Below are 14,981 nucleotides of genomic sequence, written 5' to 3'. Positions count from 1 at the left end.
CAGGCTATGCGGGATAAGGCACAGCGTCGCCGGCTGCTGCGCCACCCTCTCCCTGGCACGCTCGATCCCGAGGCCGCCTTCCGTGCCCTTGCCGTCGATGATGGCGACCTGTTCTGGCTCGACAGCGGGGCGCACGGAGTTCATGTGCTCGGTACCGGGGTTCGCATCCTCCCGCCCCGTGGCGCCGTGCTCGACACTCTTCGTACCGAGCTCGAGCGGGAGCCCATCGAGCTGTACCGCTCCTATCCGGAGTTCGACGGGTTCCGCCTGGGACTCGTTGGCTGGATCGGCTACGAGGTACGGGGGGAGACCACCGGAGTTGCCGTCACAGCTCACGCTCGGCATCCCGAGGCCGCGTTCCTGCGCGTCGAGCGGGCACTGGCGATCGACGTCGAGGCAGGCACTGCCGACCTGATTGCGCTCGGCGAAGAGTGGACGGGCGACCTGGCTGTCTGGCGGGACGACTGGGTCGCGCGGCTGGCCTCTCCTCCGCCCGCCCCACCCCGGCCCTCCACGTCGGCCGAGGTGCGGTGGCGGGTCGGCGAGGAGGAGTACGTCGCGAACGTGCGGGCCTGCCTCGAGGCGATCCGCGAGGGTGAGACCTACCAAATCTGCCTCACCACGCAGGCGGAGGTCGCCGGCACGTTCGACGAGATCGCCGTCTACCTCGCGCTGCGGGCATCCTCAACGACGCACCACGGCGGCTTCCTTCGGGTCGGCGACACGTCGCTGTTGTCAGCGTCGCCGGAACGGTTTCTCGAAGTCGACCAGCAGAACATCGTGCGCACCCGCCCGATCAAAGGCACGCGGCCACGGGCCAGCGACCAAGTGGCCGACGAAGAACTCGCCAACGAGCTGTGGGAGAGCGAGAAGGAACGTGCCGAGAACGTGATGATCGTCGACCTGATGCGCAACGACCTGTCGCGGGTCTGCGAAACCGGGTCGGTCACCGTGACGAGCCTGCTGGCGGTCGAGTCCTATCCCGCGGTGCACCAACTGGTGAGCGAGGTGGAAGGCCGATTGAGGCCCGGACTCACCGCCGTCGACGCCCTCGGCGCGTGCTTCCCGGCCGGGTCGATGACGGGGGCGCCGAAGATTCGGGCCACGCAGATCCTCGACTCCCTCGAAGGCGGCCCTCGCGGCATCTACGCCGGCACGTTTGGCTTCTTCGGCTACGACGGCCAGGCCGACCTCGCGATGGTCATCAGATCGATCATTCTGGATGCCACGGGCGCCTCGGTCGGTGCCGGCGGCGGTATCACCACCCTCTCCGATCCCGACGAGGAGTATGCGGAGATGCGGCTGAAGGCGCGGGCCCCGCTGGCGGCCCTCGGCATCCGTTCCGTCTGAGCGTTACGTCTGCGGCAGATCGCGGGAACGCCCAGCGCCCCGAACGCGTTGACTACTCTGGATGGGGCCCCTCCGGGTCCGCGCACCACAGAAGAGGCTGATTTTCCGTGAACGACCACACCCGTGACGACAGCGCCGACGAGCTCGGCGTCAACGCGTACAACGTCGCCCGCATCCAAGAAAAATGGCTCGCGCGCTGGGATGAACTGAAGCCCTTCTCGACCTCTGACCCTGCTGATAACCGGCCGCGCAAGTACATCCTCGACATGTTTCCGTACCCGTCGGGCGACCTGCACATGGGTCACGCCGAGGCGTACACGCTGGGCGACGTGATTGCGCGCTACTGGCGTCAGCAGGGGTTCAACGTTCTGCACCCGATCGGCTGGGACTCCTTCGGTCTTCCGGCCGAGAATGCGGCGATCAAGCGGGGTATCGACCCCCGCGTCTGGACCTACGACAACATCGCGCAGCAGCGATCTTCGATGCGTCGCCTGGCGGCATCCTTCGACTGGGATCGGGTGCTGCACACCAGCGACCCCGAGTACTACAAGTGGAACCAGTGGTTGTTCCTGAAGTTGTACGAAAAGGGACTCGCCTACCGCAAGGCGTCGTGGGTGAACTGGTGCCCGCACGACCAAACCGTGCTCGCGAACGAGCAGGTCGTCGACGGCCGCTGCGAGCGCTGCGACAACCTGGTCACCAAGAAGAAGTTGACCCAGTGGTACTTCAAGATCACCGACTACGCCGACCGGCTGATCGATGACCTGAAGCAGCTCGAGGGCTTCTGGCCGTCGCGCGTCATCGCGATGCAGCGCAACTGGATCGGTCGCTCGACGGGCGCCGAGGTCGACTTCAGGGTCGACGGTCGAGATGCGGCGGTGACGGTTTTCACGACCCGTCCCGACACTCTGTACGGCGCGACTTTTATGGTCGTTGCCCCCGACTCTGACCTGGCCGCTGAGCTGGTCGCCGCCTCGACCCCCGAGGTGCAAAAGAACTTCGCCGACTACCTCGAGACGGTGCAGCGCACCTCCGAGATCGACCGTCAGGATGACTCCCGCCCGAAGACCGGCGTCTTCATCGACCGGTTTGCGATCAACCCGGTCAACGGCGAACGGCTGCCGATCTGGGTGGCCGACTACGTGTTGGCTGACTACGGCACCGGTGCGATCATGGCCGTTCCGGCGCACGATCAGCGCGACCTGGATTTCGCGATCACCTTCGACCTGCCGGTGCGCGTCGTCATCGACACGAACGCTCCGATCACGGGCGCCATCCCGATCATCACGCCGGAGCAGCTTGAGGCCGGCGAGGTGCCCCCGCTCGACCCGAAGGCGACGGGCGTTCCGCTGCTCGGCGACGGCAGGATGATCAATTCCGGCTCGCTCGACGGCCTGAGTAAGGCGAACGGGCAAGCCAAGATGATCGAACTGCTGCAGGCCCAGGGGATCGGTCGCGCCGCGAAGACCTTCCGCCTGCGCGACTGGCTGATCTCACGCCAGCGCTACTGGGGAACGCCCATCCCGATCCTGCACACCGACGACGGCGACGAGATCCCGGTGCCGTTCGACCAGTTGCCCATCGAACTGCCGGGTACCGAAGGCCTCGACATGCAACCGAAGGGCACCTCCCCGCTCGGCGGGGCCACCGCCTGGCGCGATGTCACCCTGCCCGACGGTCGGGTCGCCCATCGCGACCCCGACACGATGGACACCTTCGTCGACTCGTCCTGGTATTTCCTGCGGTACCTGTCGGCGAACGACGCCACCCAGGCTTTCGACCCGGCCGAGGCCGAGAAGTGGGCACCGGTCGACCACTACGTCGGCGGCATCACTCACGCGGTGCTGCACCTGCTCTACTCCCGGTTCATCACGAAGTTCCTGTTCGACGAAGGACTCATCTCGTTCACCGAGCCGTTCGGCCAACTGCTGACGCAGGGCATGGTGCAGATGAACGGCTCTGCGATGTCGAAGTCACGCGGCAACTTGGTGAAACTGTCGGACCAGCTGGATGAACATGGGTCGGATGCCGTGCGCCTCACGATGGCGTTCGCCGGGCCCCCCGAAGACGACATCGACTGGGCCGACGTCTCGCCCGCAGGATCCGCCAAGTTCTTGGCGCGTGCCTGGCGCCTCTCGGGTGACGTCACCTCGGCGCCCGAGGTCGAGTGGAAGACCGGCGACGTAGCCCTGCGCCGGGTCACCCACCGGCTGCTCGCCGACGCACCCGGAATGATCGAGGCGCTCAAGTTCAACGTTGTCGTCGCGCGCGTGATGGAACTGGTGAATGCCATCCGCAAGGTCATCGACTCCGGAGCGGGACCGGCGGATGCCGCGGTGCGCGAAGCGACGGAACTGGTTGCGGTGTTGCTGTCACTGTTCGCGCCGTACACCGCGGCCGACATGTGGGAACGTCTCGGCTACCCGCCGGGCATCGAAACTGCCGGACTGCGCAAGCCCGACCCGACGTTGCTCGTCGAAGATCAGGTGACCGCGGTCATCCAGGTCGATGGCAAGGTACGCGACCGGCTCGAAGTCTCGCCCACGATCGACTCGGACGAGCTCGAAGCGTTGGCCCGCGCATCCGAAGCAGTCATCCGCTCGATCGGCGACCGGGAGATCGTGAACGTCATCGTGCGCGCTCCTCGGGTTGTCAACATCGCGACGAAGTAGGTCAATGGCCGAGATTGACGTCTCGCTGGTGCAACGGCTGCTCGCCAGTCAGTTCCCCGCGTGGGCGTCGCTCGCGGTTCGGCCGGTGCTGCCCGGCGGAGTCGACAACCGCACCTTTCGGCTCGGCGACGACCTGGCTGTGCGGCTGCCTTCCCACCCCGACTACGAGTCCCAGGTCGCCAAAGAGGCCACCTGGTTGCCTCGGATCGCGCCTCATCTCCCCATGCAGATCCCGGTCGTCGTCGCGACGGGAGCGCCGGGTTCAGGATTTCCCTCGCCGTGGTCGATTCGCGAGTGGATCGACGGCGGGGTCGCAACCGATGCGGGAGTCGCCGAATCAGTTCCGTTTGCCTGTGACCTGGCTGCAACACTGCGTGCTCTCCGGGCGGTGGATGCCACGGGCGGGCCACAGGCCGGCGCTACCAGTTGGTACCGGGGCGCACCGCTTCAGCACTACGACGAGCAGAGTCGGCGCGCGCTCGCAGCTCTGGGCGACAAGATCCCCCCGGCTGCGACAGCAGTGTGGGAACGCGCCCTCTCGACCACCTGGCAGCGGCCAGCAGTGTGGTTCCACGGCGATGTCGCAAGCGGCAACCTACTCGTGCGCGAGGGGCGGCTCGCGGCACTCATCGACTTCGGACTTCTCGGCGTCGGCGACCCCGCCTGCGATGTCGTGATCGCCTGGACGCTCTTGCGCGGTCGGGCTCGCGCCGCGTTTCTCGACGAAGTCGATCTCGACGTCGACACGATCGACCGTGGCCGGGGCTGGGCCATCTGGCAGGTGCTCTGGAAGCTCGAAGTCGACTTCAACGATTCGTTCGCCACCGCGACTCTGCGTGAGCTACTCGCCGACTGAGCAGTCCTCCACCGCGCTCATTCCGTGTCGTCATCCCGACGTTGGGCGCTCGCCATCCCCGATGCTGGACGGGATGCTTAGCGTCAGCGGGTGAGTGCGACTCCCGGCCCCGACCCGCGCCGCGCCCGCGCGAGACGGTGGGCGGGAGTCGCACTCGTCCTCGTGCTGGGCGGGTTGGGAATCGCGGTCTTCGTCACCGCGATCACCCCGCACGGTTCGTCGCAGGTGATCGCCCCATCGACGCGTGCGACCGAGGTGCCGACGGTCGCCGATGTGATTTACGTGCACATCCTCGGGCAGGTGATGCGGCCGGGGCTGTACGAACTGCACGACGGCGACCGGGCGGTGGATGCTGTCGCTGCCGCGGGCGGGTTCACGCAGACGGCTGACCCTGGAGGTCTCAACCTCGCCCGCCTGGTGAGTGACGGGGAGCAGATCGTGGTTCCTGCGGTGGGGGAAGTCCCGGCCGCGGGCTCGGCGAGCGTTCCGGGCAAGGTGAATCTCAACACCGCGGATGCCGCAGCTCTCGACACGCTGCCGGGCGTCGGGCCGGCGACGGCAGCGAAGATCATCGCCTGGCGGCAACAGAACGGCAGGTTCTCGAGCGTCGAAGATCTGCTCGACGTCGGCGGAATCGGCCAGTCGAAGTTCGAGTCGCTTCGGGATCTGGTGACGGTGTGACCATCGCCACCATCCCGGCCCTTCCCGCGAGGTTGAGGCTGCTGCCGGTCGCCCTCCTGGCGTGGCTCGCTGCGGGCATCGCGATCGGGATTCCGGATGCCGCCCTCCCGTCCGCCGTCATCGCTGCGCTGGTCGCGGCGGGGCTTTCCATCGCGGCGCGTCGGGTGCGCATTCTCATCCTTCCCGCGCTGTGCGTCGGGGGTGCCGCGCTCGTGCTCGCGGCGGTGGCGTTCGCTGCTCCCGCGAGGGCGCCATCCGACCTCGCTGCGGCCGCGCACGGTGGGCGATCGAGTGAACTGCTCGTGGTCGTGGGCGGCAGAACTGTCGAGGGTCGGTTTGCCGGGGTGATCGCTGACACGTCGGTGCCGGTGCTCGTGTTCGGCGACGCCCGCGGTGCGGGCCCCGCCATCGGGTCAACCGTGTCGCTGCGCGCAACCCTCAGGCCCGCGGACGCTGGTGAGAACGTCGCATTCCTGGTGTACCCGAAGGACGCGATCGAGGTGGTCGCCGGGCCGCCGCCGCTGCTGGCGTGGGCTGACGGCATCCGCACGGGGTTCGTTGAGATCTCGCGCCAGTTACCCGACCCCGGTGGTGGCCTGTTGCCGGGTCTCGCAATCGGGGAGACCTCGCGGGTTCCTGAGTCGCTCGACACGGCGATGAAGGTGTCGTCACTGAGCCACCTGACCGCGGTGTCGGGAGCGAACTGCGCGATCGTCGTGGGGGCGGTGTTTGCCCTCATGGCGCGCACGCGAGCACCGCGAATCGTGCGGATCGCCGTCGCCGCAGCGGCTCTCCTCGGGTTCGTGGTGCTCGTCACCCCCGAGCCGAGCGTTCTGCGGGCGGCGGTGATGGCGGCCCTCGCCCTCGGCGCGCTCGCCGCGGGCAGACCTGCACTCGGGATGCCCGTGCTCTGCGTCGCCGTGCTCGGGTTGCTGATCACCGACCCGTGGCTGGCCCGGTCGTACGGGTTCGCACTCTCCGCGCTGGCGACGGCCGGGCTCCTCATGCTCGCGGGTCCGCTGGCGAAGGTGCTCGGCCGAGTGCTGCCGGGATGGCTCGCCACGGTGATCGCCGTTCCCAGCGCCGCGCAGCTCGCCTGCCAGCCGGTTTTGTTGCTGCTCGATCCGTCGCTGCCGATCTACGGCATCCCGGCCAATCTGTTGGCTGAACCCGCCGCGCCGCTCGCGACAGTGCTGGGTCTGGTCGCGTGTCTGGTCGGGGCGCTCTCGCCGCCGCTCGGTTCGGCGATCGCGTGGCTGGGCTGGCTGCCCGCATCCTGGATCGCGGCGGTCGCCACCCTGTTCGCCGGACTCCCCGGCGCGCGGAGCCCGTGGCCCGGCGGGGGCGTCGGCATCGCGCTGCTGTGTCTGGTCGAAGTCGCGGCGCTGGTGGCGCTGTTCGGCGCGCGCCGTTCCCGCCGTGCGGCACGGTTGGTCTGCGCGCTCGCCGTCGTTGCCTACCTCGCGAGTTCGATCGGGGCCACCGTCGTTTCACGTGTCGGTCGGCCGTCCAACTGGCAGTACGCGATGTGCGACGTCGGGCAGGGCGACGCGACCCTGGTGCGCAGTGGCGATCACATCGCGGCGGTCGACGTCGGTCCAGATCCTGCGCCCCTTCGTGCCTGCCTCGACGACCTCGGGATCGGCAGACTCGACCTCGTGGTGCTCACCCACTTCGACCTTGACCACGTCGGGGGAGCGGATGCGGTCATTGGTCGCACCGATCGCGTGCTCGTGGGAGTCGTCAGCGAACCGGATGAGGAGCGCCTGGTCGAACGGTTTGCGGCGGCCGGTGCCGAGGTGGTGCGTGCCGAACGCGGCGACCAGGGCACCCTGGGCGACCTCACCTGGGACGTGCTGTGGCCGCCCGATCACGGCACCGAGCCCGGCAACCCGTCAAGCGTGACCCTCTGGTGGTCGTGCACGTCGGGATGCTTGAGCGCGATCATGCTCGGCGACCTGGGCGAGGAGGCCCAGTTACGCATGACCGGTTCGGCACACCCCGCACAGGTGGATGTCGTGAAAGTTGCCCATCACGGCTCGGCTGACCAGTCCCCGGCACTCTACGAACGGTTACAGGCGACGATCGGACTGATCGGAGTCGGTGCGGACAACGACTACGGCCATCCGACGGATCGGGCTCTCGGCATCCTGGCGTCGACCGGCACAACGGTGCTGCGCACCGACCTCAACGGACTGATCCTCGTGGCACCGGGGACCGATGGGATCGACGTCTGGACAGCGCGTTAGGGTTGCAGCGATGGCGACAAACTCCTCCCGCGGTCGAGCGCTTCCCGCCCGATCCGCGATTCCGCAACTGCCGTGGGACCAGGTACGCCCAGCGCCTGTCGTGCTCGTGACGGGTTCCGAGACGGTGCTCGGCGACCGCACCATCCGGCTGCTGCGCGACATTTTGCGGGCTGAAGATCCCAGCCTCGAAGTGCACGACATCGACGCCGGTGCCTACTCGCCGGGGGAGTTGTTGACTCTCGCCAGCCCGAGCCTGTTCGGCGAACCCCGGTTTCTGCGGGTCGAAGGCGCCGAGAAGATGACGGATGCCTTCCTCGAGGAGACTCTCGCCTACATCCAGAGTCCGGCCGACGAAACGTACCTCGTCATCCGCCACACCAGCGGGGTGCGCGGCAAGAAGTTGCTCGATGCGATCCGCGCGGGAACCGGCGGCGGCATTGAGATCGTCTGCGCCGAACTCAAACGTGACAGCGACAAGCAGGATTTCGTGGCGGCCGAGTTCGCGGCCGCACGTCGACGCATCACGGGCGGCGCTCTGCGGGCACTGGTCACGGCATTTTCCGGCGACCTGGCCGAACTCGCTGCAGCCTGTCAGCAGTTGCTCTCCGATACGACGGGCGCGACAAGCGACGAGATCACGGAAGAGACTGTCGCGAAGTACTACGGCGGACGGGTGGAGACGACGGCCTTCGCCGTAGCGGATGCCGCCATCGCCGGACACTACGGCGAGGCGCTCGGCCTGCTGCGCCACGCACTCGCCTCCGGTGCGGACCCGGTGCCGATCGTTGCCGCCTTCGCGAGCAAGATTCGCACGATGGCCAAACTTTCCGGTCAACGTGGCTCATCCAACGATCTCGCTCAGAGGTTCGGTCTCGCCCCCTGGCAGGTCGACCGCGCGAAGCGGGATCTTCAGGGCTGGACGGATGCGGGTCTGGGTCGAGCGATCGAACTGCTGGCCGAAGCCGATACGCAGGTGAAGGGCGGCGGCCGGGACCCGGTCTACGCGCTCGAAGTCGTCGTCGCGCAGCTCAGCGACCGATCGCGACGCTGAACGTAGGTACGCTTGTGATGACTGCGATTGCGCTGAGAACGGGCTAGTGAATGGCAAAACAGATTCGCTTGAATCTCATTTTCCACACGTCGGGCAGACATGATGCCGGTTGGAAATCATTCGAAGACGCCACCACCCTGGTCGATGATATCGACCACCAGATTGCGTACGCCAAACTCGCCGAAGAAACAAAGTTCGACGCGATTTTCCTGCCCGATACCCACGCGGTACTCGGAAGCAGCTTTCTTCGCAAGCCCCGGCGTGGGCTGGATCCCGTTGTGCTTCTTGCGGCGATCGCCCGCGAGACTGAGCATCTCGGCCTGATTTCCACGGCGTCGTCCCTGATTGGTCACCCATACGTGGTGGCCCGAACCATCGCCACTCTCAACCACATCAGCAAGGGTCGAGCCGGCTGGAACATTGTGACCAGTCAAGACGATCAGGCGCTGGAGGCCGTGGGTGTGCCGTTGAGCGAGAAGCTTGATCGCCCCACCAGATATGAAAGAGCAGCGGAATTCGTCGAAATTGTTACCGCGCTGTGGGATTCGCTTCCGAAGGAAGCGATCACCTCGGATAAGGACAATGACGTCTATATCGACACCACGCTGACGCGACCGGTCAATTTCGAAGGCAAGCACTACCGCTCGAGCGGGGTCCTGCAGCTCACGGGCCGATACGAAGGCGATCGCCCGGTGCTCTTTCAGGCCGGCGTGTCGCCGCAGAGCCGCGAGTTCGGCGCGAAATACGCCGACGTGCTGTTCACCTCGCAGCCGGATGTCGAGCACGACCGAAAGTTCTACGCCGAGGCCAAGGCGCATGCGGCAAAGTTCGGCCGGAACCCCGACCACCTCGTCGTGCTCCCGGGTCTGTATGCGGTCGTCAGTGAAAGCGAGGCGGCCGCGCGCAAGCGGAAGGCCGAGTTCGACGAACTGATGCCCCTCAACTTCTTGGTGAACAATCTCGCCAAGCAACTGGGCCTGCCGGTCGAAGAGCTCGATCCCAACAAGCCGCTTCCCTTCGAGCTGTTCGAAACAATCCCCTCAGATGACGAGGTCATCAACTACCGACGTGAAGACATCGGGGGCGTGGCGAAGGCGAACGGCTTCACTGTCAAAGAGTTGGTTCACCACAACCTCAATCGCGGGCAGCGGGCCATCTTCGGCACGCCGGAACAAATCGCCGACAAGATCATCGAGTGGGTGGACACCGACGTCGCCGACGGGTTCAACATCAATATCGACGTTCAGCCGGATGGCGTTGCGAGATTCAAGGATGTCATTACCGAGCTTCAGAACCGCGGTCGGTACCGAACCGAGTACGAGTACAAGAGCTTCCGAGCAAACTACGGTCTGCCCAGCAGCGAGACCGACTAGGTCCCGGAGATTGGCTGGCGCGTAGTCGAGCCAACAAATTGGCGCGAGCCGGTCGCTGGCGCGCACAAGATTCAGGGCGGATCAGCGCTTGTGCCCGAAGGCGTGTCGGAAAACTCGGTCTGGCCTGAATCTTGTGAGTTCAGGGGCGGAACGAAGAAGGCCTCGTCCTGCAGGGACGAGGCCTTCGAGGGAGAAGCAGTGGCTACTTCGCAGGCAGTGCGGCGACGCTCTTCGCGATTGCCGACTTGCGGTTGGCGGCGTTGTTCTCGTGAATGACACCCTTGCTGACGGCCTTGTCGAGCTTCTTGGTCGCGACGCCGAGGGCCAAGGTGGCCTTCGTCTTGTCGCCGGAGACGACGGCCTCACGGGCGGCGCGGATGGCGGTCTTGAGTTCGCTCTTGACCGCCTTGTTGCGGTCCTGAGCCTTCTTGTTGGTGCCGATGCGCTTGATCTGCGACTTGATATTGGCCATGACTGTCTTTCGTTGTGATCTCGAAGGGTGCCGATCCGGAGTGACTGCGTTGACCAAAGCTTTGATCAACGCAAGGGGTGCTTCCGGATGAATCGCGTGGAAGGAAAGTCCACGCGGAAACCAAGGGGCTACGTTACCGGAATCCGGGCGGTCGGGCAACGCAGGAGGCGGTCCCGAGTGCCGATCGGGGGGTTTGCCCCATGTCGACCTCACCGCGACCTTCTTAATCTCGAGATATGACCATCACTGACACCCCCACCACCGCGACCCCAACAACCGCCACGCCGACTGCCGCGACTGCGGGCAACACCTACAGCGTGGTCGGTCTGGTGTTGTCGATCGTGTCGATCCCGGTCGGCATGGCGCCCCTCGCGATCGCCGGTATCGTTCTCGGATTCCTCGGCCGCACCAAGGAGCCGTCCGCCGTCACCACCGCCAACTGGGCGATCGTCGTCGGCCTCTTCTCGTTGTTCGGCTGGATGCTGTTCGCGGTTCTGGGCATCGTTCTGTTCGCGCCATTCGCCTTGGGCGCTTGGGCCATCAGCGGCTTCTGACTCGGCGGCTTCTGAATCAGCGCGTTCCAAGTTCCAGCTGACGCATCGGTCTCGTCAGATGGAGCCGCGCCGCTGGAGCCACAGCGCGCATGAAACAATGGGGCGTCATGTCTCCCCGCGCCGCGAAGCCCCTCGATCCGGCCGCAACCGACCCCGCGCGCCTGCGCAACTTCTGCATCATCGCCCACATCGACCACGGCAAGTCGACTCTGGCCGACCGGATGCTGGGCATCACCGGCATCGTCAGTGACCGTGACATGCGCGCGCAGTACCTCGACCGGATGGACATCGAGCGCGAGCGCGGCATCACGATCAAGAGCCAGGCGGTGCGGATGCCGTGGGCGGTCGAGGGGACGACCTACGCCCTCAACATGATCGACACCCCCGGCCACGTCGACTTCACGTACGAGGTCTCCCGAAGCCTCGCCGCCTGCGAGGGCGCAATCCTGCTCGTCGATGCCGCGCAGGGGATCGAGGCGCAGACCCTCGCGAACCTCTACCTCGCGCTCGACAACGACCTTGAGATCATCCCGGTGCTCAACAAGATCGACCTGCCGGCCGCCGACCCCGAAAAGTACGCCGCCGAGATCGCGGGACTCATCGGCGGCCACCCGAACGAGGTCATGCGCGTCAGCGGCAAGACCGGCATGGGCGTCGAGGCGCTGCTCGACCGAGTCGTCGAACGGGTTCCGGCGCCGAAGGGCGATCCGAACGGCGCGGTCAGGGCGGCGATCTTCGACTCGGTCTACGACTCCTACCGCGGAGTCGTGACCTATGTGCGCATGATCGATGGAGCGCTCAAGCCGCGGGAGCGCATCCAAATGATGTCGACGCGGGCGATCCACGAGATTCTCGAGATCGGCGTCTCGAGCCCCGAGCCGACTCCGAGCAAGGGTCTCGGCGTCGGCGAGGTCGGCTACATCATCACCGGCGTGAAAGACGTTCGGCAGTCGAAGGTCGGCGACACGGTTACGACCGCGATGAAGCCCGCGACTCAGGCGCTGCCCGGTTACACCGAACCTCTCGCGATGGTCTTCTCGGGCATCTACCCCATCGACGGCAGCGACTACCCCGACCTGCGCGAAGCCCTCGACAAGCTGAAACTGTCGGATGCGTCGCTCAACTACGAGCCGGAGACATCCGTTGCTCTCGGGTTCGGTTTCCGCTGCGGATTCCTCGGTCTGCTGCATCTCGAGATCATCACCGAGCGACTCGAGCGCGAGTTCGGCCTCGACCTCATCACGACGGCCCCGTCGGTGATCTACCAGGTGACGACCGAAGACAAGAAGACGGTCACTGTCACGAACCCGAGCGAGTATCCCGACGGCAAGATCGCGAACGTGCGCGAGCCGATCGTGAAGGCATCCATTCTTGCGCCCAAGGATTACGTCGGCACGATCATGGAACTGTGCCAGCAGCGCCGCGGCACCCTCGGCGGCATGGACTACATCGGCACCGACCGCGTCGAGTTGCACTACACGATGCCGCTCGGCGAGATCGTGTTCGATTTCTTTGACCAACTGAAGAGCCGCACCCAGGGTTACGCGTCGCTCGACTACGAGCCTGCCGGCGACCAGGAAGCGGATCTGGTGAAGGTCGACATCCTGCTTCAAGGCGAACAAGTGGATGCCTTCAGCGCGATCGTGCACAAAGACAAGGCGTACGCATACGGGGTTCTGATGACCGGACGGCTGCGCGAGTTGATCCCGCGGCAGCAGTTCGAGGTGCCGATCCAGGCGGCGATCGGTGCCCGCATCATCGCGCGCGAGTCGATCCGCGCGATGCGTAAGGACGTGCTCGCCAAGTGTTACGGCGGCGACATCACCCGCAAACGCAAGCTGCTCGAGAAGCAGAAGGAGGGCAAGAAGCGGATGAAGATGGTCGGGCGCGTCGAAGTCCCCCAGGAAGCCTTCATCGCCGCGCTCTCCGGAGACGTCGAGAAAAAGGACAAGAAGTAGCTAGCGTGGCGGGATGAGCATGTCCGCCTCGCCCGGCTGGTACCCAGACCCGAGCAATCCCGGCATGGAGCACTGGTGGGATGGAAACCAGTACACCCACTCGCAGCCCCGACAGCACTCGACGATGCCTGCACCGTATGTCGGGATGGCGCGGCCTGCCGACGTGTCGCCGAAGAGTCGCACTGTCGCGTCGATCCTGGGCTTCTTCCTGGGCGGCCTCGGAGTTGACCGGTTCTACCTCGGCAACATCGGCATGGGCGTCGCGAAACTGCTCCTCGGGTGGGCAACCGCTGGCCTCTGGCCGCTCATCGACTGGATCATCATCATCTCTGGCCAGGCCCACGACGGCGACGGGTACGCTGTCACGCGCTGGGAGTGAGACGGCCATCGTGAACGAAAGTGTTCTCGACCGTCCCGTCTGGCACTCGCTGACGGGTCTCCACGCCCACCTCGGCACCCGGCACGGAACCGCTGCCGTCTACGACCCCGAGATCTCCCCTTTCGCCGGCACCGAGGGTGATGGTGTCGAAGCATGGGATGACCTCCGCACGTTGCTCGCGGGCCGCGCCGGGGTTCTCGCCGGATCCCCGTTGCCGGTGGCGGATGGCATCCGTGTCCCGTTCCAGGTCGTCGGGTACCAGATGATTGCGCGCGACTGGGTGGGGCATCCTGATCCCGACGCACGTGAGCTCGGACCGGCCGATCATGCGGAGATGCTCGACCTCGCGACCCGCACCAAGCCGGGGCCGTTCGAGAAACGCACTCCCGAGATCGGCCGGTATGTCGGTCTCCGGGTCGACGGAAAGCTCGTCGCGATGGCAGGGGAGCGACTTCATCCACCGGGCTATACCGAGATCAGCGCGGTGTGTACCGACGAAGGGTTTCGGGGCCGAGGTCTCGCCGAACGCGCGGTCAGGACCGTCGCGGCCGGCATCGTCGCGCGGGGCGAGACGCCGATCTTGCACGTGGCAGGAACGAACACCGGAGCGATCCGCCTGTACGAGCGGATGGGGTTCGTGATCCGTCGGGAGATCGAATTCGTGGGGGTCGTGGTGCCCAGAAGGTAAGGCGCGAGGTCGGCTGTCGGTGAGAATAGACGGATGGCCGGATCAGGAGTGCCGCTCTGGCAGCGCGCCGTCACCTACGGGGCCATCGGCGCGACTCAGAACGACGACCTCCTGCGTTACCCGCCGAAGGGTTACCGCCCGATCGAACGGCGGGTGCGGATCGGGCATGGTGAGGATCGCTGGCGCCACGCCTGGGTTGAGACGCTGAGCCTGGGCATCCAGAGCCGCTCGGGTTTTCGGGTCAAGCGCATCGAAGCCCCGGCCGCCGTGCTCGAGAACAGCTACTCGCCGGTGACGTTCGACGAGGCAACGGGCGAACCGGTGCAACCTGCGACAGTGACGTCGGCCGAGCAGGTGTACGCCGATACCGGGGCTGAGTTGGTGCGACCCGGCGACACCGCGATTCTGCTGCTTGGCTGGAAAATTCTGAGCCTGCGTATTCCGGTGCGCATCGTCTACGTGATCGACGAGCCCACTCGTCGCGGGTTCGGCTACGGCACCCTGCCCGGGCATCCGGAGTCCGGCGAAGAGGCGTTCGTCGTCGAGCGTCGCGATGACGACTCGGTGTGGCTGACGATTAGAGCTTTCTCGCGGCCGGCGTACGCCTGGCTGTGGATCGGCTACCCGATTCTGCGGCTGTTCCAAGCGGTGTTCACCTCCCGGTACGAGCACGCTCTCACCAAGCCGTTGGCGTAGCC

General features: G+C 66.0%; 13 protein-coding genes. 12 read left to right on the top strand and 1 reads right to left on the bottom strand.

Annotation, left to right across the window (positions count from 1 at the left end):
* The first annotated feature begins 6 nt into the window (after positions 1-6).
* The 7 genes from pabB to ABIR17_RS04905 all read left to right on the top strand — a co-directional run bounded on the left by pabB (position 7) and on the right by ABIR17_RS04905 (position 10,232).
* Entirely contained in the window at positions 7-1,350 is a 1,344-nt protein-coding gene (pabB, locus tag ABIR17_RS04935) for an aminodeoxychorismate synthase component I (protein WP_348003246.1), read from the top strand.
* A gap of 173 nt (positions 1,351-1,523) precedes the next feature.
* Positions 1,524-4,022, top strand: a complete 2,499-nt coding sequence (gene leuS, locus ABIR17_RS04930; protein ID WP_348003278.1) for a leucine--tRNA ligase — start codon at positions 1,524-1,526, stop codon at positions 4,020-4,022.
* A 4-nt stretch (positions 4,023-4,026) separates the two neighbouring features.
* On the top strand, positions 4,027-4,878 hold the full coding sequence (locus ABIR17_RS04925) for an aminoglycoside phosphotransferase family protein (RefSeq protein ID WP_348003245.1): 852 nt from the start codon (positions 4,027-4,029) through the stop codon (positions 4,876-4,878).
* A gap of 90 nt (positions 4,879-4,968) precedes the next feature.
* Positions 4,969-5,559, top strand: a complete 591-nt coding sequence (locus ABIR17_RS04920) for a ComEA family DNA-binding protein (RefSeq protein ID WP_348003244.1) — start codon at positions 4,969-4,971, stop codon at positions 5,557-5,559.
* Positions 5,556-7,808, top strand: coding sequence for a ComEC/Rec2 family competence protein (locus ABIR17_RS04915; protein WP_348003243.1), 2,253 nt, complete (start codon positions 5,556-5,558; stop codon positions 7,806-7,808). Before ABIR17_RS04920 ends, ABIR17_RS04915 begins: the two co-directional genes overlap by 4 nt.
* A 10-nt stretch (positions 7,809-7,818) precedes the next feature.
* Positions 7,819-8,859, top strand: coding sequence for a DNA polymerase III subunit delta (gene holA, locus ABIR17_RS04910; protein WP_348003242.1), 1,041 nt, complete (start codon positions 7,819-7,821; stop codon positions 8,857-8,859).
* Between the two features lie 50 nt (positions 8,860-8,909).
* A complete protein-coding gene (locus ABIR17_RS04905) occupies positions 8,910-10,232 on the top strand; it encodes an NtaA/DmoA family FMN-dependent monooxygenase (protein ID WP_348003241.1) in 1,323 nt (440 codons plus the stop codon).
* Positions 10,233-10,434: 202 nt separating this feature from the next.
* On the opposite strand, the gene rpsT is transcribed toward ABIR17_RS04905, so the two are convergent.
* Positions 10,435-10,704, bottom strand: a complete 270-nt coding sequence (gene rpsT / locus ABIR17_RS04900; protein ID WP_348003240.1) for a 30S ribosomal protein S20 — start codon at positions 10,702-10,704, stop codon at positions 10,435-10,437.
* Between the two features lie 236 nt (positions 10,705-10,940).
* On the opposite strand from rpsT, the gene ABIR17_RS04895 reads away from it, so the two are divergent.
* From ABIR17_RS04895 to ABIR17_RS04875, 5 genes are all read left to right on the top strand, one after another.
* Positions 10,941-11,258 carry a hypothetical protein gene (locus tag ABIR17_RS04895; RefSeq protein WP_348003239.1) on the top strand — a complete coding sequence of 106 codons (318 nt, stop codon included), beginning with the start codon at positions 10,941-10,943 and terminating at the stop codon, positions 11,256-11,258.
* Positions 11,259-11,365: 107 nt separating this feature from the next.
* Positions 11,366-13,216 carry a translation elongation factor 4 gene (gene lepA / locus ABIR17_RS04890; RefSeq protein ID WP_348003238.1) on the top strand — a complete coding sequence of 617 codons (1,851 nt, stop codon included), beginning with the start codon at positions 11,366-11,368 and terminating at the stop codon, positions 13,214-13,216.
* 13 nt (positions 13,217-13,229) lie between these two features.
* Positions 13,230-13,595 carry an NINE protein gene (locus tag ABIR17_RS04885; RefSeq protein ID WP_348003237.1) on the top strand — a complete coding sequence of 122 codons (366 nt, stop codon included), beginning with the start codon at positions 13,230-13,232 and terminating at the stop codon, positions 13,593-13,595.
* Between the two features lie 10 nt (positions 13,596-13,605).
* Positions 13,606-14,283, top strand: a complete 678-nt coding sequence (locus tag ABIR17_RS04880; protein ID WP_348003236.1) for a GNAT family N-acetyltransferase — start codon at positions 13,606-13,608, stop codon at positions 14,281-14,283.
* Between the two features lie 33 nt (positions 14,284-14,316).
* The gene (locus ABIR17_RS04875) at positions 14,317-14,979 is read left to right on the top strand and encodes a DUF1990 domain-containing protein (protein ID WP_348003235.1); all 663 of its coding nucleotides are present in this window, start codon (positions 14,317-14,319) and stop codon (positions 14,977-14,979) included.
* The last annotated feature ends 2 nt before the right edge of the window (positions 14,980-14,981 follow it).

The sequence above is a fragment of the Pseudolysinimonas sp. genome (genome assembly GCF_039912695.1).
In the GTDB taxonomy this organism is placed as follows: Bacteria; Actinomycetota; Actinomycetes; order Actinomycetales; family Microbacteriaceae; genus Pseudolysinimonas_A.
The sequence above is the reverse complement of the archived record's forward strand: the minus strand, read 5'-3'. Positions and strand labels throughout refer to the sequence as shown.